General features: G+C 59.4%; 16 protein-coding genes. 13 read left to right on the plus strand and 3 right to left on the minus strand.

The annotated features are described in order from the left end of the window. Positions 1–66: 66 nt before the first annotated feature. The 13 genes from CKW23_RS06965 to CKW23_RS07025 all read left to right on the plus strand — a co-directional run bounded on the left by CKW23_RS06965 (position 67) and on the right by CKW23_RS07025 (position 12951). Entirely contained in the window at positions 67–1065 is a 999-nt protein-coding gene (locus tag CKW23_RS06965; protein ID WP_025258098.1) for a D-cysteine desulfhydrase, read from the plus strand. A 150-nt stretch (positions 1066–1215) separates the two neighbouring features. After that, entirely contained in the window at positions 1216–2013 is a 798-nt protein-coding gene (gene tcyJ / locus CKW23_RS06970) for a cystine ABC transporter substrate-binding protein (protein ID WP_025258097.1), read from the plus strand. Then, a complete protein-coding gene (tcyL, locus tag CKW23_RS06975) occupies positions 2010–2678 on the plus strand; it encodes a cystine ABC transporter permease (protein WP_025258096.1) in 669 nt (222 codons plus the stop codon). Before tcyJ ends, tcyL begins: the two co-directional genes overlap by 4 nt. A 3-nt stretch (positions 2679–2681) precedes the next feature. After that, the gene (gene tcyN / locus CKW23_RS06980; RefSeq protein ID WP_095067296.1) at positions 2682–3425 is read left to right on the plus strand and encodes an L-cystine ABC transporter ATP-binding protein TcyN; all 744 of its coding nucleotides are present in this window, start codon (positions 2682–2684) and stop codon (positions 3423–3425) included. A 580-nt stretch (positions 3426–4005) separates the two neighbouring features. After that, positions 4006–4731: a hypothetical protein gene (locus CKW23_RS06985; protein WP_025258094.1), complete on the plus strand. Its 726-nt coding sequence runs from the start codon at positions 4006–4008 to the stop codon at positions 4729–4731. 502 nt (positions 4732–5233) lie between these two features. Further along, complete coding sequence (locus CKW23_RS06990; protein ID WP_256590432.1) at positions 5234–6406, plus strand: SfnB family sulfur acquisition oxidoreductase; 1173 nt, start codon at positions 5234–5236, stop codon at positions 6404–6406. Positions 6407–6430: 24 nt separating this feature from the next. Then, complete coding sequence (locus tag CKW23_RS06995; protein ID WP_025258092.1) at positions 6431–7624, plus strand: SfnB family sulfur acquisition oxidoreductase; 1194 nt, start codon at positions 6431–6433, stop codon at positions 7622–7624. Next, complete coding sequence (locus tag CKW23_RS07000; protein ID WP_025258091.1) at positions 7624–9018, plus strand: LLM class flavin-dependent oxidoreductase; 1395 nt, start codon at positions 7624–7626, stop codon at positions 9016–9018. Before CKW23_RS06995 ends, CKW23_RS07000 begins: the two co-directional genes overlap by 1 nt. Positions 9019–9080: 62 nt before the next feature. Continuing rightward, entirely contained in the window at positions 9081–9869 is a 789-nt protein-coding gene (locus tag CKW23_RS07005) for a MetQ/NlpA family ABC transporter substrate-binding protein (RefSeq protein WP_025258090.1), read from the plus strand. Between the two features lies 1 nt (position 9870). Further along, positions 9871–10992: a methionine ABC transporter ATP-binding protein gene (locus CKW23_RS07010; protein WP_095067298.1), complete on the plus strand. Its 1122-nt coding sequence runs from the start codon at positions 9871–9873 to the stop codon at positions 10990–10992. Then, positions 10982–11626, plus strand: a complete 645-nt coding sequence (locus tag CKW23_RS07015; protein ID WP_025258088.1) for a methionine ABC transporter permease — start codon at positions 10982–10984, stop codon at positions 11624–11626. The genes CKW23_RS07010 and CKW23_RS07015 overlap by 11 nt, the downstream gene beginning before the upstream one ends. A gap of 64 nt (positions 11627–11690) precedes the next feature. Then, a complete protein-coding gene (locus CKW23_RS07020; RefSeq protein ID WP_095067299.1) occupies positions 11691–12317 on the plus strand; it encodes a bifunctional 2-polyprenyl-6-hydroxyphenol methylase/3-demethylubiquinol 3-O-methyltransferase UbiG in 627 nt (208 codons plus the stop codon). Between the two features lie 166 nt (positions 12318–12483). Next, the gene (locus CKW23_RS07025) at positions 12484–12951 is read left to right on the plus strand and encodes a hypothetical protein (protein ID WP_143498916.1); all 468 of its coding nucleotides are present in this window, start codon (positions 12484–12486) and stop codon (positions 12949–12951) included. A 33-nt stretch (positions 12952–12984) separates the two neighbouring features. On the opposite strand, the gene CKW23_RS07030 is transcribed toward CKW23_RS07025, so the two are convergent. From CKW23_RS07030 to CKW23_RS07040, 3 genes are read right to left on the minus strand one after another with little or no spacing between them, the layout of a single operon-like run. Continuing rightward, entirely contained in the window at positions 12985–16026 is a 3042-nt protein-coding gene (locus CKW23_RS07030; protein WP_095067301.1) for an efflux RND transporter permease subunit, read from the minus strand. Then, positions 16023–17093, minus strand: a complete 1071-nt coding sequence (locus CKW23_RS07035; RefSeq protein ID WP_025258084.1) for an efflux RND transporter periplasmic adaptor subunit — start codon at positions 17091–17093, stop codon at positions 16023–16025. Before CKW23_RS07035 ends, CKW23_RS07030 begins: the two co-directional genes overlap by 4 nt. Next, on the minus strand, positions 17090–18208 hold the full coding sequence (locus CKW23_RS07040; protein WP_095067302.1) for an efflux RND transporter periplasmic adaptor subunit: 1119 nt from the start codon (positions 18206–18208) through the stop codon (positions 17090–17092). Before CKW23_RS07040 ends, CKW23_RS07035 begins: the two co-directional genes overlap by 4 nt. Between the last annotated feature and the right edge of the window lie 10 nt (positions 18209–18218).

Below are 18218 nucleotides of genomic sequence, written 5' to 3' on the forward strand. Positions count from 1 at the left end.
CCGGGTTGCCGTGCAGGAAACCTCTGCATATAGTCCCGTTACTCCCTACTCGGCTTACCCATCACGATGATCAAAAAACAGCTGGCTCGTTTCAATCGCCTCGACCTGATCGACGCTCCCACTCCACTGGAAAAGCTTGAGCGCCTGTCGACCTGGGCGGGCCGCGATATCTACATCAAGCGCGATGACACCACGACCCTCGCGCTGGGCGGCAACAAGGTGCGCAAACTGGAATACCTGGCCGCCGATGCGCTGGCACAGGGTGCCGACACGCTGATTACCGCTGGCGCCATCCAGTCCAACCATGTGCGCCAGACCGCAGCACTGGCCGCTCGTCTGGGGCTGGGTTGTGTCGCGCTGCTGGAAAACCCCATCGGCACCGAAGACACCAATTACCTGCACAACGGCAATCGCCTGCTGCTGGATCTGTTCGACGCCAAGGTCGAGCTGGTGGAAAACCTCGATAACGCCGACGAGCAACTGCAAGCCCTGGCTGCTCGCCTGCGCACCAGTGGCAAGAAGCCTTATCTGGTACCGATTGGCGGCTCCAGTGCCGTAGGCGCGCTGGGTTATGTGCGTGCCGGACTGGAACTGGCAGAGCAGATCAAACAGACCGGCCTGGACTTTTCCGCCGTGGTGCTGGCCTCCGGCAGCGCGGGCACACACAGCGGCCTGGCCCTGGCTCTGGCTGAGCAGTTGCCGGAACTGCCGGTGATTGGCGTAACCGTTTCCCGTAGCGAAGAAGCCCAGTTTCCCAAGGTTCAGGGCCTGGCCGAGCGTACGGCAGAATTGCTGGATATCGCCCTGCCGCCAGCCTTCAAGGTGCAACTATGGGACGAATACTTCGGTCCACGCTATGGTGAACCGAACGCTGGCACGCTCTCGGCAATCAAACTGGTAGCCAGCCACGAAGGTCTGTTACTGGATCCGGTCTATACCGGCAAAGCCATGGCGGGCCTGCTCGACGGCATCGGGCGTCAGCGTTTCAATGATGGGCCGCTGGTCTTCCTGCACACCGGCGGAGCGCCAGCGTTGTTCGCATATCCGGATGTGTTCAGCGGCTGATAGCACGACGCCTGACACATATACCAAAAGAAAACCTGAAGATGCTTTTTAGTTCTTTTTGTTTATAAGAAACTCGCTTTATATTCGCGACCGCTAAACGCTGTCGCCAGGTCTGACTTGCCTGACACTCCATACAAACAAGGGGCTCGCATGAACATTTCCGCTATTCGTCGCACGTTTCTCTTCTCGGCTCTGAGCCTGGTGCTCGGCACCGGTATTGCCGGGCAAGCCATGGCCGGCGAACAACTGCAAAAGATCAAGGACAGCGGCACGCTCAATGTGGGCCTGGAAGGCACTTATCCACCGTTCAGCTTCGTGGACGAAAACGGCAAGCTCACCGGCTTTGAAGTCGAGCTTTCCGAAGCTCTGGCCAAGGAACTGGGCGTCAAGGCCAAGGTACAACCGACCAAATGGGACGGTATCCTCGCGGCTCTGGAATCCAAGCGTCTGGATGTGGTGATCAACCAGGTGACCATTTCCGAAGAGCGCAAGAAAAAGTACGACTTCTCCCAGCCCTACACCATCTCCGGCCTGCAGGCGCTGACCCAGAAGAAGAACGCAGACACCATCAAGACGCCTCAGGATCTGGCGGGCAAGAAAGTCGGCGTAGGCCTGGGCACCAACTATGAGCAGTGGATCAAGACCAATGTCCCGACGGCCATCGTCAAGACCTACGACGATGATCCGACCAAGTTTCAGGACCTGCGTGTAGGCCGTATCGACGCCATTCTGGTCGACCGTCTGGCTGCTCTGGAAATCGCTGCCAAGACCAAGGATGCCTTTGGTGTCGCGGGCGCTCCGTTTTCCCGTCAGGAATCCGGTATTGCCCTGCGCAAGGGCGAGCCTGAATTGCTGGACGCCATCAACAAGGCAATCGACAAGCTGCGTGCTGACGGCACTCTGGGCAAACTGTCGCAAAAGTACTTCAACGCTGATGTGACCAAATGATCGAAGAGAGCCTAAAGCTCATAGCGGACTCTGCGCCCTTTCTGCTCAAGGGCGCGTACTACACGGTCGTTCTCAGCCTGGGCGGGATGTTTTTCGGATTGCTGCTGGGCTTCGGCCTGGCACTGATGCGTCTGTCGCGCTTCAGGCTGGTGAGCTGGCCGGCACGTGTCTACGTGTCGTTTTTCCGCGGTACACCGCTGCTCGTGCAACTGTTCGTGATCTATTACGGCCTGCCACAACTGGGGGTCGAACTGGATCCGCTGCCTGCAGCGCTGATCGGCTTTTCGTTGAACATGGCGGCCTACGCCTGTGAAATCCTGCGCGCCGCCATCGGCGCAGTGGATCGCGGGCAATGGGAAGCGGCTGCCAGTATCGGCATGACCCGCTGGCAGACCATGCGCCGGGCGATCCTTCCGCAAGCAGCACGTACGGCCCTGCCACCGCTGGGCAACAGTTTCATTTCTCTGGTCAAGGACACGGCCCTGGCCGCTACGATTCAGGTGCCGGAGTTGTTCCGTCAGGCGCAACTGATCACCGCACGGACCTTTGAAATTTTCACCATGTACCTTGCCGCCGCGCTGATCTACTGGGTCCTAGCATCGCTGCTCGCGCACCTGCAAAACCGTCTTGAAGCGAGGGTCAATCGGCATGATCTGGAGACCTGAAGCATGATCGTGGTTGAAAACCTCACCAAGGAATTCAAAGGCCAGCAAGTGCTCAAGGGCATCGACCTGCGCATCGAGTCCGGGGAAGTCGTGGCAATCATCGGCCCCAGCGGTTCGGGGAAAACCACGCTGCTGCGTTGCCTGAACCTGCTGGAAACCCCCACCAGCGGCACGATCAGGGTGGGTGACATCCAGATTGATGGCAGTCGTGCCTTGAGCAAGCAACAGGGCCTTATCCGCCAGTTGCGTCAGCAGGTCGGGTTCGTGTTCCAGAACTTCAATCTCTTTCCCCATCGCACAGCGCTGGAGAACGTCATCGAAGGCCCGGTGGTGGTCAAGAAGATTGCCAAGGAAAAGGCCGAGGCCCTGGCTCGGCAGTTGCTGGCCAAGGTCGGACTGTCCGGCAAGGAAGATTCCTACCCGCGCCGTCTGTCAGGCGGTCAGCAGCAACGGGTCGCGATTGCCCGGGCATTGGCCATGGAGCCTGAGGTCATTCTCTTCGACGAACCCACCTCTGCGCTGGACCCGGAACTGGTCGGCGAAGTGCTGACCGCCATTCGGGCACTGGCCGAGGAAAACCGCACCATGGTCATCGTCACGCACGAGATGAGCTTTGCGCGGGATGTGGCCAATCGGGTGATTTTCATCGACAAGGGCGTGATCGTTGAGCAGGGAGAAGCAAAAGCCTTGTTTGCCAACCCCAGAGAAGAACGTACCAGGCAATTTCTGGAACGTACCAGAGCCTGATCCTACAAGCTCTGTCCGCATAAACAGCGTCCGCAAGGACGCTGTTCCTCCTCCGTCTTACAATGCGACACAAGCTGACCTATCAAAATACTTGCCAGCCCAAAGCACTCATCTACCTAAAATCATCGAATTACTGCAGCAATCCAGGGCATTTTTCGGCTGCCCTTGATGCGGATCCCACCACACTCGCCTCTCCTTCACGCCATCAATCATGGCGTCGCCGCTGCTTGGGCAACGAACATATCGGAGGCCTGGATGGAGTAGGAAGCCAGTTTGCTTAAAAGTAAACAGTCTTTGTATATCCATGTAGGAATAATCTAATTTTTCGAAACTGCTTCATAACACCTCATCCGTATATTGACAGGCTTACACAAAACCCATTAGCTCACTCAGAACAGTGGTCTTGGCGCACACTACAAAGTTACAAGTATTAATTTACAACGCCCTGTAATGTTTGCCACACCCCCGCACTTTCAGACACTTATCGCCTTTTACTTTTCAGACCAGGCCACTACCGAAAGAATTACAAATTCTATAACAAACAGTTACTGGCACTTCTGTTAACCACGAGTATTCGACCATGAGCCAAACCTATTGCAACCCCGACTCATCAAAGCTTTTACCCCCCTTCATTCCCCAGGCCAGTCGTCATGGCATCGGGGTCAGGATAGCGTCCCATCTGATGGTCCATATCCATCCCTACGACGACATGGATGAAGGTGATCTGATCGAGCTGTTCTGGGATGGCTGCTACGCCGCATCAAAGATTCTGACGGCAGCCGACATCGACCAGACCCTCGCTCTGCGCGTGCCGGAAAGCTTTCTGCAGAACGGCAAGGCCCGTACCTACTACAGGATGATGAAAGTAGGCGGAGCGCCTGTAACCTCGCCCATCTGCAAGATCTGGGTCAAGCTGGACGCACCCGGCGGCCAGTTGCTGGACCCTGTAGATGAGGAAAATCAGGGGCTGGCGCCACTGTCACTGCCGCCTTCGGTAGTTCGCCGCGGCTTGAGCACGCGGCATATGAACAGCGGTCTGCCGATGACGATCGAGCCTTATCTGAACATGGCACCCCATGACGAAATTACCCTGCGATGGGGAGACCTGCGCATGGACCTGCCACCTCTGACTCTCGAAGATGTCGGGGAACCCATTGATGTAGTCGTACCGGCAACCCTGATACGCGAGGCCGGCGGCGAACAACTGGAGGCCACTTACTGTGTCATTGACCGGGTAGGAAACAACTCTCATTGGGCACCGCCACGGGAAATAAGAATCCGGAAATCAAGTGAACTACCCCGGTGAGCCTTAATAACCCTCATCGCCTATACGCCAGCCTTGCATGAGTATGTTTTGCGCTCATGAACCGCTGGCGTTTTTCACATCATCATTTATAAAAACCCCGACAAACCTCATGAGGGCTCACTCAGTAATTAACAAGATTACATCCATATAACTGCCATAAAACCCTCAGCGCACATACAACTAACATCAAGCAAAAGGCCACCTTACCTGGCTGCCAGGGCCTCCCGTCAAGGACCCACCGGGTAGCCAGCATTTGCCATCTATGCTTATTCCAAAATTCACGTTTTAAAATAATTGATACAAGATTAGGGTATATGAACCGGACCACCGGACTTCGCGATGTTCTCTTGCTGCCCCCACGGGCGGCACCCGCTATGAGGTTCCGATGGTCTCTTTCACAATTACCCCCGTGGATAACACCAGGGCATTGCCTAAAAACACTGCCCAGCACATCTCGACTTCACAAGAGCCGGATGTTGCGCCCTTGTTACTCCCGGCCAGGGTGTTGCACAACGACGCCCAGGCCATTGCTGCCGCCCATGAGCTGGCAGGCATCGCACGCCTGAATGCAGCCAGAAGGGATCAGGAACGCAGGCTGCCCTGGCCGGAAATCGAGCAGTTCACCCGTAACGGGCTGGGCAGCATTTCCGTTCCCAAGGCTTATGGTGGCCCGCAGGTTTCCTTCGTGACCATTGCCGAAGTATTCCGGATCATCTCGGCCGCTGACCCTGCACTCGGGCAGATTCCGCAGAACCAGTTCGGCATCCTTCATCTGCTGCAGGACGGTGCCAACGAACAGCAAAAGAAGTCCCTGTTTCAAAGCGTCCTCGATGGCTGGCGCATCGGCAATGCCGGGCCCGAGCGAGGTACGAAAAACACGCTGGAACTCAAGGCCCGTATCACCGCCGACGGCGACCGCTTTGTCATCAACGGCCAGAAGTTCTATTCCACCGGCGCCTTGTTCGCCCATTGGGTCGCGGTCAAGGCCCTGGATGACGAAGGTCGGCAGGTCATGGCCTTCGTGAAACGCGGCGCGCCGGGCCTGAGCATCGTCGATGACTGGTCAGGCTTCGGCCAGCGCACTACGGCCAGTGGCACGGTATTGCTCAATAACGTACCGGTGGAAGCCGAGCACGTGGTCGACAACTGGCGCCTGGCGCTGACTCCAAATATTCAGGGCGCTGTCTCACAACTGATTCAAGCCGCCATTGATGCAGGTATCGCTCGCGAGGCCATCGACGAGGCCATCACCTTTGTACGCGAGCGTGCTCGTCCATGGGTCGATGCCAACGTCGAGCGAGCCAGTGACGACCCTTATGTCATCGCTGATATCGGCAAGCTGAAACTCGACCTGCATGCCGCCGAAGCCCTCTTGCGCAAGGCCGCCCAGACCCTCGACAAAGTGAATGCTGCGCCAATCGACGAGGACTCCGCAGCCCGCGCCTCCATTGCAGTGGCCCGCGCTAAGGTACTGACCACGGAAATCTCGTTGCTCGCCAGTGAAAAGCTGTTCGAGCTGGCCGGCAGCCGCGCCACCCTGGCGCAGTTCAATCTCGACCGTCACTGGCGCAATGCCCGCGTCCACACCCTCCATGACCCGGTGCGCTGGAAATACTACGCCGTCGGCGCCTGGCATCTGAACGGCACCCTGCCCGCACGCCACTCCTGGATTTGAACCAGACAACTGGAGAACATCGTTATGAGCTTCACTCCACCCCCTGTCGTGATCACCAGTGACGCGCAGGCCCTGCAAGTGGCCAGCGAACTGGCGCAGACATTCACCACCGACAGCGCCCTGCGTGACCGCGAACGCCGTCTGCCGACCCCCGAACTCGACCTGTTCAGCCAGTCCGGCCTGTGGGGCATCAGTGTGCCCAAAGCCTTCGGTGGCGCGGGCGTGTCCACTGTCACCCTGGCCAAGGTCGTACAGATAATCGCCCAGGCTGACGGCTCGCTGGGGCAGATCCCGCAGAACCATTTCTACGCCCTTGAAGTGCTGCGCGTGAATGGCAGCGAACAGCAACAGGCACGCCTGTATGCCGAAGTGCTGGCCGGGAAACGCTTCGGCAATGCCCTCGCAGAGCTGGGCACCAAAACCGCCAGCGAACGCACCACACGTCTGGAGCGTGATGGCGACGGTTATCGCATCAACGGCCGCAAGTTCTACGCCACTGGCGCGCTGTACGCCCAGCGGATTCCGACCTCGGTCATTGACGACCAAGGCATTCAGCAACTGGCTTTCGTACCCCACGACAGCACGGGCCTGAGCGTTATCGATGACTGGAGCGGCTTCGGCCAGCGCACCACCGGCAGCGGCTCGGTGGTGTTCGAGCATGTGTATGTCAGCGCCGAGGATGTCATCCCGTTCCAGAGCGCTTTCGAGCGCCCGACCACGGTCGGCCCGCTGGCGCAGATTCTCCATGCGGCCATCGACACCGGCATTGCCCGTGCAGCCTTTGAAGACGCCTTGGTATTCGTGCGCACCCGCACGCGGCCATGGATCGATTCAGGTATAGAAAAAGCCGTGGACGACCCGCTGACCCTGCACAGCTTCGGCAAGCTGGGTATCCGCCTGCATGCAGCCGAAGCCTTGCTCGAACGGGCTGGCGAATATCTCGACATCGCCCAGGCCGACAGCAACGACCAGACCCTGGCCGCTGCGTCCATCGCCGTGGCAGAGGCCCGCGCCATCAGCACGGAAATTTCGCTGGAAGCAGGAAGCAGACTGTTTGAACTGGCCGGCAGCCAGTCGACGCTGGCCGAACACGGGCTGGACCGTCACTGGCGCAATGCCCGCGTGCATACGCTGCATGACCCGGTGCGCTGGAAGTATCACGCCATCGGCAATTACTACCTCAACGACACCAATCCTCCACGCCGGGGGACCCTCTGATGGCCAAGAAGAAAATCCTGCTCAATGCGTTCAACATGAACTGCATCGGCCATATCAACCATGGTCTGTGGACACATCCACGGGACAACTCCACCCAGTACAAGACCCTGGAATACTGGACCGAGCTGGCACAACTGCTGGAGCGCGGCCTGTTCGACGGGCTGTTCATCGCCGATATCGTCGGCGTGTACGACGTGTATCAGAACTCGGTGGACGTCACGCTCAAGGAGTCGATCCAGTTACCGGTCAACGACCCGTTGCTGCTGGTGTCGGCCATGGCGGCGGTCACCCGCAACCTCGGCTTCGGCCTGACCGCCAACCTGACCTATGAAACGCCCTATCTGTTCGCCCGGCGCATGTCGACGCTGGATCACCTGAGCCGTGGCCGGGTGGGCTGGAATATCGTCACTGGCTATCTCGACAGCGCGGCCAGGGCCATGGGCCTGACCGAGCAGGTCGAACATGACCGCCGCTACGATCAGGCCGACGAATATCTGGAAGTGCTGTACAAACTCTGGGAAGGCAGTTGGGAAGATGGCGCGGTCATCAATGATCGTGAACAGCGCGTCTACGCCAGACCGGACAAAGTCCACAAGGTCCGGCACAAGGGCGAGTTCTATCAGGTCGAGGGTTATCACCTGTGCGAACCGTCACCGCAACGAACGCCGGTACTGTTTCAGGCTGGCAGCTCGGAACGAGGCTTGCAGTTCGCCGGGCAGAATGCCGAGTGCGTATTCATCAGCGGCCAGAACAAGGCCGCGACCCGTGAGCAAGTGGACAAGGTCCGCGCCAGCGCCGTAGCCGCCGGGCGCAACCCCGACGGCATCAAGGTGTTCATGGGCCTGAACGTGATTGTCGGTGCCACCGAAGCCATTGCCCGTGAGAAATACGCCGAATACCGCAGCTACGCCAGTGCCGAAGCCGGCGTGGCGCATTTCGCGGCCTCCACCGGTATCGACTTCGCCGAATACGAGCTGGACGAGCCTATCCAGTACGTTAAAAGCAACGCCATCCAGTCCGCGACGAAAAACCTCAAGAACAACGACTGGACCCGCCAGCGCCTGCTCGACCAACACGCGCTGGGCGGCCGCTATATCACGCTGGTGGGCTCGCCCGAGCAAGTCGCGGACGAGCTGGAATCCTGGATCGAGGAAACCGGTCTGGACGGCTTCAACCTGACCCGCATCGTCACCCCGGAAAGCTATGTGGACTTCATCGACCTGGTGATCCCAGAACTGCAACGCCGTGGCTCGTACAAGACCGCTTATGAAGACGGCAGCCTGCGCAAGAAGCTGTTTCCCGAAGGCAACGCGCACCTGCCCGACAACCATGCAGGATCAAGACATCGACATCACGGCTTCGCGACTGAAGTCGCTCTTACACACTCCCCGTAGGAACGAATTCATTCGCGAAAAAGCGTCTCGCGCTCCTACATTTCAAAACAACGGACAGCATCATGAAAAAACCCTTTATCGCCCTGGCCCTCAGCCTGTTGACCCTCACCGCTCACGCCGCCGATGCGCCCTTGAAAGTCGGCACCACCGCCGCCTTTGCCATCCCGCTGGAAGCTGCTGTAGAAGAAGCCGCCAAGCAAGGCCTGAAGGTCGAACTGGTGGAGTTCACCGACTGGATCGCCCCCAACGTCACCCTCGCGGCGGGTGATATCGATGTGAACTACTTCCAGCACATCCCGTTCCTGACCAACGCCAACGAGGCCGCCGGTTACAATCTGGTGTCCTATGCGCCGGGCATCATCAATAACGTCGGGCTGTACTCGAAGAAATACAAAAGCTTCGATGAGCTGCCTACTGGCACCACCGTGGCCATCGCCAACGACCCGATCAACAGCGGTCGCGGCCTGCAACTGCTGGCCAAGGCTGGCCTGATCACGCTCAAGCAAGGCGTGGGCTACAAAGCCACCGAAGAAGACATCACCGCCAACCCGAAGAAGATCAAGATCATTCAGGTCGAAGCCGTGCAACTGGTGCGCGCCTACGATGATGCCGATCTGGTTCAGGGCTATCCGGCCTATATCCGCCTGGCCAAGACCTTCCCGGCTGACTCGGCCATTCTGTTCGACGGCCTGGACCACCCGGAATACGTGATTCAGTTCGTGATCAAGCCTGAACGCAAGGACGATCCGCGCCTGGCAAAGTTCGTCGATATCTATCAGCACTCCCCGGTGGTGCGCGCCTCTCTGGACAAGGTCAACGGCAAGCTCTACCAGCCGGGCTGGAAGGAATGACATGAACGCACTTGCGCAACGGCAACAGCCGACCGCTCCCGGACATTCGGCCAGCCAGGCCGAATTGCACCCGGACTTGAATCACGCCCATATTCGTTTCAGCAACCTGGGCAAGACCTACCACGGCCAGCAAGGTCCCGTGCAAGCCCTGAGCAACATCGAACTGGCCATCCAGAAAGGTGAGATCTTCGGCATCATCGGGCGCAGCGGTGCGGGCAAGTCATCGCTGATCCGCACCATCAACCGTCTGGAACAACCCAGCAGCGGCAGGGTGTTGATCGATCAGGTGGACATTGGCGAATTCAACGAAGACAAGCTGGTAGAACTGCGCCGACGCATCGGCATGATCTTCCAGCACTTCAACCTGATGTCGGCCAAAACCGTGTGGCAGAACGTTGAGCTGCCACTCAAGGTCGCGGGCGTGCCCAAGGAGCAGCGCCAGCGCAAGGTCACTGAACTGCTGGAGCTGGTCGGCCTGCAGGACAAGCACACGTCCTACCCGGCGCAGCTTTCCGGCGGGCAGAAACAACGCGTGGGCATTGCCCGTGCGCTGGTGCATGACCCGGCCATCCTGCTGTGCGACGAAGCGACCTCGGCGTTGGACCCGGAAACCACTCAATCGATCCTGGGCCTGCTGCGCGAGATCAACCAGCGCCTGGGCCTGACCATCGTGCTGATCACTCACGAGATGTCGGTGATCCGTGATATCTGCAACCGTGTAGTGGTGCTTGAAAGAGGCCAGGTGGTCGAGCAAGGCCCGGTGTGGCAAGTGTTTGGCAACCCGCAGCATGAGGTGAGCAAGACCTTGCTCGCGCCGCTGCAACTCGGCTTGCCGAAAGCCTTGCTGGAGCGCCTGGCACCGCAACCGACTCACCCGGACGCCGCGTTGCTGCTGGACCTGAGCTTTACCGGTGTCAGTGCCGAAGAGCCGGACCTGGCTGCATTGTTCGCAGCCCTCGGTGGCCAGGTGAAGTTATTGCAAGGTGGCGTGGAGCGTATTCAGGAGCGTGCCGTCGGGCATCTGATCCTGTCGATCAACCGCTCACCCCACAGTCGAGACGAATTGCTGGCCCGCGCACGCCAGCATGCGCCACACGCGGAGGTATTGGGTTATGTGGGTTGATCGTTTACTGCAAGGCGTGCTCGATACCTTTCTGATGGTCGGCGTGTCCTCATTCGTGGCCTTGCTGCTGGGCATTCCGATGGCGGTGATTCTGGTGACCAGCTCCAGGGGCGGCATCTACGAAGCACCGGTACTGAATCAGGTGCTCGGCGCTTTCGTTAACCTGTTTCGCTCGATTCCGTTCCTGATCCTGATGGTCGCGCTGATTCCGTTCACGCGGCTGATCGTGGGCACCAGCTACGGTGTATGGGCGGCCGTGGTGCCATTGACCATTGCGGCAACGCCCTTCTTCGCCCGCATTGCCGAAGTCAGCCTGCGCGAGGTCGATCATGGCTTGATCGAGGCCGCACAAGCCATGGGCTGCCGTCGCTGGCATATCGTCTGGCATGTGCTGCTGCCAGAAGCCTTGCCGGGCATCGTCGGTGGTTTCACCATCACCCTCGTCACGATGATCAACTCGTCGGCCATGGCCGGAGCCATCGGTGCCGGCGGGCTAGGGGATATCGCCTACCGCTACGGTTATCAACGCTTCGACACACAGATCATGCTCACCGTGATCGTATTGCTGGTGGTGCTGGTGGCCGCCATTCAACTGGGTGGCGACCGGCTGGCGCGGGTTCTGAACAAGCGCTGAGCCATTGCGTCGGTCCGGGCTGGAGGTATATTGACGACCTCCATTGCCCGGACAACCGTTTGCCATGAAGCTCGACGCCCAAGACCTCGCCCATATCACCGCCGTCACCGTCGGCCATTACAACCAGGTGGCCGAAGACTTTCGCGAAGGCACCCGCGACCACGACGTCAGCCAGAACATTGCCGCCCTCTTGCGCCATATCCAGGGGCCGACGCCCTGGCAGATCCTGGATTTCGGCTGCGGACCGGGCCGTGATCTGAAGACCTTCAGCGCCATGGGCCATGTCGCAGTCGGTCTGGATGGCAGTGAAGAATTCGCCCGAATGGCTCGCGAGGACAGCGGCTGCGAAGTGCTGCACCAGAACTTTCTGGAACTGGACCTGCCGCTCGCCCGCTTCGACGGCATCTTCGCCAATGCCGTGCTGTTTCACATCCCCAAACAGGAACTTCCCAAGGTCCTGCGCCAGTTGCACGCCACCCTCAAACCGGACGGCGTGCTGTTCAGTTCCAACCCCAGAGGCCAGAACCAGGAAGGCTGGAAAGGCGAGCGCTATGGCTCGTATCACGACCTGGAATCATGGCGCGAGGTGCTGACCGACGCAGGCTTTGTGGAGCTTGAGCACTACTATCGCCCTACCGGTTTGCCAAGGGAGCAGCAGCCCTGGCTGGCGAGTGTCTGGCGCAGAAATTGAGCGCTGCATCGACTTGACGAAAGCATTCAACTCCTATTGCGTGCATGGCGTAACTGGCATTTTTGTCAGTATCAGCGCAGCAGCATGGCGCTTAGGATGAACTCCAGAAAAAGGTGCTCGCACCCCATAAACCTGGACCGAATGTTAATCGATCAGGGAGATGATCATGGCTACTCAATATATTCAGAACGGCAATTTCAAAGACGATTTCAACTATTGGAAAGGGCCAGCGGGTTTTGATCCCGACTTCGAGCGTTACGGCTTGGGACAAAGCATCCTGTTGCCGGTAGCGACGAATATCAGCCAGAGCCTGCCGGACCTGCCGGGCAAGACCCTGCGTATCGAATTCGATGCCCTCAGCGCAGATCCAGACGTGAACGACGCTTCATTTGTCGTCAGTGTGGGTGGCTTCAGGGCTGACGGAGTAATAATGGTTTCGCCTGTCAGCGGTTTTGCGACGCCGGACTGGCAACGTTTCTCGGTCAATATGTATTTCGAGAACGATCTGACCTCCTGCTTCCTGAACGTCTCGACCCCTCGCCCGGCCGTCTCTGCCAGACATCCAGAGGGGACTTTCACCATGAGCCCTGTGCGGTTTGGAGATTTCAGCCTGGTTGAAAGCGATATCGGCTAACGCGGGACAAGCCGTGGGAAAGCTTGCCCGCTTCTACGCGGGCTCCTTGATTCTGTACCACGCCACATAAAGCGCTGGCAGGAACAACAAGGTCAGCAAGGTGGCGATGATGATGCCGCCGATCATCGCGTAGGCCATTGGTCCCCAGAACACTTCGCGTGCGATGGGGATCATGCCCAGACTGGCCGCTGCCGCCGTGAGCAGGATCGGGCGGCGGCGATGCTCGGTGGCCTCGACCACCGCATTCCATGGCGAGTAGCCGCTTTGTTCGTAGGCATGGATCTGGGTCACCAGAATCACCGAGTTGCGGATGATGATGCCGATCAGCGCCAGCACCCCGAGAATCGCAACGAAACCCAGTGGCGTACCGGTCGGGATAAGCGCCAGCACCACGCCGATCAACCCCAGCGGCGCGACACTGGCCACCAGAAACATCTTCTGAACGCTGTGCAGCTGGATCATCAAAAAGGTCGCCATCAGGAACAGCATCAATGGCACGACACTGGCAATCGGCCCTTGAGCCTTGCTGCTTTCTTCCACCGTCCCGCCGGTCGCCACCTTGTAGCCCACGGGTAATCCGGAAGCGAACTTGTCGATTTCCGGCTTCAGTTGATTGACCAGGTCGGTCGGCTGAATCTCGTCGCGCACCGCACCTTTCACGGTGATGGTCGGTTTGCGGTCACGCCGCCAGACCAGCGGCTGCTCCTGCTCATACCCCACCGTGGCAAAGGCCAGCAGCGGAATCGAGGTTCCGGCAGGCGTGACAATTTGCAGGTTTTGCAGGGTTTCCGGCGTACCGCGCTCGGCATCCTCGGCACGTCCTACCACGTTGATCAGGTAGATATCGTCGCGCACCTGCGTCACCGCCGAACCGCTCACAACGCTGTTCATCAGTTGGGCAACGTCTTCGGAAGACAACCCCAACTGCCGCGCCTTGTCCTGATTGATGTCGATGCGCAGCACCTTGCCCGGCTCGTTCCAGTCGTAGATCACTTCACCGACGTGTGAGTTCTTGCCCAGCAGCGTGGCCAGTTCGATGGCGTGCTGGCGAACCTTGTCGATGTTCTCGCCACTGACGCGATATTGCAGCGGACGCCCGACCGGAGGCCCCATTTCCAGCGGCTGCACGTAGGAGCCGATGCCGACATATTCATCGCGCAGGCGCTTTTGCAGACGTGCAGTCAGGGCACCACGCTCCTCCAGCCCTTTGCTGACGATGACCAACTGGGCGTAGAACGGGTTTTCCAGTTGCTGATCCAGCGGCAGGTAGAAACGCACCGCACCCTGGCCGATATAGGTGCTCCAGCGCTCGATATCGGGATCGTCCTTGAGGCTGGCTTCAAAACGGTCCACCACCTGGCGCGTCTCGTTGATCGAGGCGTTCTGCGGCAGGTTCAGGTCGACCAGAATTTCAGGCCGGTCCGACGACGGAAAGAACTGGTTCTGCACGAACTGCATCGAGAACAGCGAGGCGGCAAACAGCAACAGGGTCATGCCGATGGCCAGCCAGCGATGACGCATGGCCCACAGCATGCTGCTGTTGAATGCACGACCTACACGGCCCGGCTCTTCGGACTTGGGCTTGATATTGCTGCTCAGAATATGAACACCGATCACCGGCGCAAACAGCACGGCCACGATCCACGACACCAGCATCGCCACGGCAATCACGGCAAACAGCGTGAAGGTATATTCCCCCGCCGAGCTGTTGTTCAAGCCAATGGGCACGAAACCGGCCACCGTTACCAGCGTGCCGGTCAGCATCGGGAACGCAGTCGAGGTGTAGGCATAGGTCGCGGCCTGCTCCTTGGTTTCCCCCATTTCCAGCCGTGTGACCATCATTTCCACGGTAATCATGGCGTCGTCCACCAGCAGCCCGAGGGCGATGATCAACGCCCCGAGGGAAATCCGCTGCATGGTGATGCCGCTGTACTCCATGAACACGAAGACCATGGCCAGCACCAGCGGGATGGAACAGGCCACCACCAGACCTGCACGCACCCCGAGGCTGACAAAGCTGACCACCATCACAATGATCACTGCCTCGAACAGCGCGCTGGTGAAACCACCCACAGCTTTGTCGACCACTTCGGCCTGATCCGAAACCTTGTGCACACCAACACCCACCGGCAGCTCGGCGGTGGAAATGTCCATGCGTTCATGCAAAGCCTTGCCGAACTCCTGGATGTTGCCGCCCTTCTGCATGGCGATGGACAGGCCGATGGCCGGTTTGCCGTTGTAGCGGAACAGCGGTTTGGGCGGGTCGGTGTAGCCTCGGGTGATCTCGGCGATATCGCTCAACCGATAGAAACGGTCATTGAGCCGCAGGTTGACCGCTGCCAGGTCCTTTTCCGAAGCGAACTGCCCTGAGGTACGCACGGAAATACGCTCCGGCCCGGCCTCGATCACCCCGGCAGGCGTCACCGCGTTCTGGGATTGCAGGCTTTGCACCACCTGACGCTGATCCAGCCCCAGAGCCGCCAGCTTGCGGGTGGAGAAGTTAAGGTAGATCACCTCATCTTGCTGGCCGATCATTTCCACCTTGCCAAGGCCAGGAACTTCACGGATATCGGCGCGGACCTTCTCGACGTAATCGCGCAACTGGCGCATCGAGAAACCATCGGCGGTAAAGGCGTAGATCGAGCCGAACACATCACCGAATTCGTCGTTGAACGCCGGTCCTTGCAAGCCTTGGGGGAACTGCCCGCGAATGTCGTCGATCTTTTTGCGCACCTGATACCAGATCTGCGGTATGTCCTTGGCACTGGTGGTGTCGCGCAGGTAAACGAAAACCGTGGACTCGCCGGGCCGGGTATAACTTTTCACGTAGTCCAGTGAGTCCAGCTCTTCGAGCTTCTTCTCGATGCGGTCGGTTACCTGCTTCAGGGTTTCGTCCACGGTTGCGCCGGGCCAGCGGGTCTGGATAACCATGGTCTTGATGGTGAAGGACGGGTCTTCTTCACGCCCCAGCTTCATGTAGGAAAACACGCCCATCAACAGCGCAACGAACATCAGGTACCAGACAAACGACTGATGCTTGATGGCCCACTCGGACAGATTGAAGCTTCCTTTCATCGTGGGCTTTCCTCATCGACTTTGACTTTCTGCCCCGGCTTGAGGCTGTTGACGCCCGCACTGACCACCTTCTCACCGGCATTGACTCCGCCCGTCAGCAGGAAGCTGTCGTTGTCACGACTGACGACATTCACCTCTCTGGGATTTACCGTCTGGCTTTGCGGGTCGATGATCCAGACCCGGGCTTTGCCGTCGATGTCCTGCAATGCCGTGATCGGCAGGCTCATGCGCGGGGCAATGGCGGAACTCAGGGTCACGCTGATCGCGGTACCGAGCCGCAATCCCGGTGGCGTATCAGTCAGAGTCAGGCGCGCCCGACGGGTACGGGTCGAGCGGTCGGGCTGTGGTTCGATTTCCCGAGGCGTGGCGGTGGTTTTCACCTGCGGATCAAGCTGGCTGGCCACGTTGAACACCACATCGACGGGCAATTGATCCACCAGCGAAACCGGCAGATCGATCACTGCTTCCTTGATATCGGGCCGTGCCAGCGTCACGACCTCCTGCCCCGCCGTGACGACTTGCCCGGCCTCGGCCTTCCACTCGGTAACCACCGCATCGTGGTCCGTGCGCAATTCGCTGTAACTCAATTGATCGCGGGCCTGCTGCGCTGCTGCCCTGGCCTGATCCAGCGACGAGCGCGTGGTTTTCAGTTCGGTCAGGGCATTGTCCAGTTGCGCCTGCGCGCCGACGCCACGGTCGAACAATTCCTGCTGACGACGGGCATTGGCCTGGGCATTGATCCACTGCGCCTCGATACGGGCCAGATCGCCCTGGCGAGCACGCACATTATTCTGCTGATCGGTAGGGTCCAGGGTTGCGAGCAGGTCGCCCTTCTTCACTTCGCTGCCCACGTCCACATGGCGGCGTGCGATACGACCTGGCACCCGAAAGCCCAGCACGCTCTGATAGCGCGCCTGAATATTGCCGGCGAAACGTCCGAACTCCAGTTGAGAATCAGGCCGGGCCTCGACAAAGACCACCGGCCGAACCGGCTCGGGTGGCGTTTCATCCTTGCCACAGCCACTCAGCAGCAAACCGCTCAACAACAGGCAGGCCAGAGGCTTCATGGCTGCACCTGAGCATTTTGCTGCCGGGGTTGCTCGGCGATCTCGACCTGCATGTCCGGGTGTAACAACTGTCCGCCAGCCACCACGACTTTCTCTCCACTCTTGAGGCCGTCACCGATGATGACTCTGGATGTGAGGTAACGAGCGACCTGAACCTTGCGCAGGTTGACCTTGCCCTGCTCGTCTACCACCCACACGGCGGGCTTGCCCAGATGCTCGCCAAGGTCCTTGGTCAGGGCCGACCACGGCAGCTCGACACTGGAATTGGCTGGCGCGCTCAGGGCCACGCTGACCACAGAGCCCAGATCCATGCCTTCAGGCAGCGGATCAAGCGCGACCTTGACCTGCAAGGTACCGGTTTCAGCCGAAACCGCCGGGGTCACTTCGCGCACCTTGCCGCTGACCTTGATGGCCGGGTTGTCGAGCAGAGTCACTTGCACTGGCTGGTCGGTAGGCGGCTGAACGAACAGCGACTCGTAAACATTGAACACCGCATCGCGCTCGCCATCCCGGGCCAGGTCGAAGATCGGCACAGTCGCCTGCACCACTTGCCCGACTTCGGCCTGACGCGCCGTGATCACACCCGGCGTATCGGCGACCAGGGCGGTGTAACTCAACTGCTCGCGGGCATTGGCCAGTTGCGCCTGAGCGGCCTTAAGCGCGCTCTCGCTGCCGCGCAATGCCGCCTGGGCCGAATCGTATTCGCTGCGACTGGTGTAGCCCTTGGGCAACAGCTTTTCCTGACGCCCGAAAGCGGCGCGAGCCTGAGTGACCCGCGCCTGCTCGGCGGCCACCGAGGCGAGGGCCGAGTCGACATTGATCTGCAGGTCTTTGGGGTCGAGCAGGGCGAGAACCTGGTTGGCGGTGACACGATCACCGACATCCACATTACGCTGGATGATCTTGCCATTGACCCGGAATGAAAGCCGGGTCTGCACACGCGCCTGAATATCACCGGTCAAGGCAACACTGGCTGCAAAGTCGGCAGTCTTCACCGTTTGCACATATACCCTCGGCAGATCGGGAGCCGCCGGTTTTTCCTGGCCACAGCCAGTCAGTAGCGCCATGGCTGCGGCAAGGCCGAGCATAACCAGTCCAGAAGAACGAGCAGGCATGCAGACTCCT

The organism is Pseudomonas sp. Irchel 3A18 (genome assembly GCF_900187465.1).
GTDB classification, from domain to species: Bacteria; Pseudomonadota; Gammaproteobacteria; order Pseudomonadales; family Pseudomonadaceae; genus Aquipseudomonas; species Aquipseudomonas cichorii.

Bases quoted from the DNA above. Each gene is read 5' to 3' on its own strand.
- CKW23_RS07040 (WP_095067302.1), bottom strand. From the start codon at position 18,208: ATGCCTGCTCGTTCTTCTGGACTGGTTATGCTCGGCCTTGCCGCAGCC.
- CKW23_RS07030 (WP_095067301.1), bottom strand. From the start codon at position 16,026: ATGAAAGGAAGCTTCAATCTGTCCGAGTGGGCCATCAAGCATCAGTCG.
- tcyN (WP_095067296.1), top strand. From the start codon at position 2,682: ATGATCGTGGTTGAAAACCTCACCAAGGAATTCAAAGGCCAGCAAGTG.
- CKW23_RS07035 (WP_025258084.1), bottom strand. From the start codon at position 17,093: ATGAAGCCTCTGGCCTGCCTGTTGTTGAGCGGTTTGCTGCTGAGTGGC.
- tcyL (WP_025258096.1), top strand. From the start codon at position 2,010: ATGATCGAAGAGAGCCTAAAGCTCATAGCGGACTCTGCGCCCTTTCTG.
- CKW23_RS07020 (WP_095067299.1), top strand. From the start codon at position 11,691: ATGAAGCTCGACGCCCAAGACCTCGCCCATATCACCGCCGTCACCGTC.
- CKW23_RS07005 (WP_025258090.1), top strand. From the start codon at position 9,081: ATGAAAAAACCCTTTATCGCCCTGGCCCTCAGCCTGTTGACCCTCACC.
- CKW23_RS07000 (WP_025258091.1), top strand. From the start codon at position 7,624: ATGGCCAAGAAGAAAATCCTGCTCAATGCGTTCAACATGAACTGCATC.
- tcyJ (WP_025258097.1), top strand. From the start codon at position 1,216: ATGAACATTTCCGCTATTCGTCGCACGTTTCTCTTCTCGGCTCTGAGC.
- CKW23_RS07025 (WP_143498916.1), top strand. From the start codon at position 12,484: ATGGCTACTCAATATATTCAGAACGGCAATTTCAAAGACGATTTCAAC.
- CKW23_RS06985 (WP_025258094.1), top strand. From the start codon at position 4,006: ATGAGCCAAACCTATTGCAACCCCGACTCATCAAAGCTTTTACCCCCC.
- CKW23_RS06965 (WP_025258098.1), top strand. From the start codon at position 67: ATGATCAAAAAACAGCTGGCTCGTTTCAATCGCCTCGACCTGATCGAC.
- CKW23_RS06995 (WP_025258092.1), top strand. From the start codon at position 6,431: ATGAGCTTCACTCCACCCCCTGTCGTGATCACCAGTGACGCGCAGGCC.
- CKW23_RS07015 (WP_025258088.1), top strand. From the start codon at position 10,982: ATGTGGGTTGATCGTTTACTGCAAGGCGTGCTCGATACCTTTCTGATG.
- CKW23_RS07010 (WP_095067298.1), top strand. From the start codon at position 9,871: ATGAACGCACTTGCGCAACGGCAACAGCCGACCGCTCCCGGACATTCG.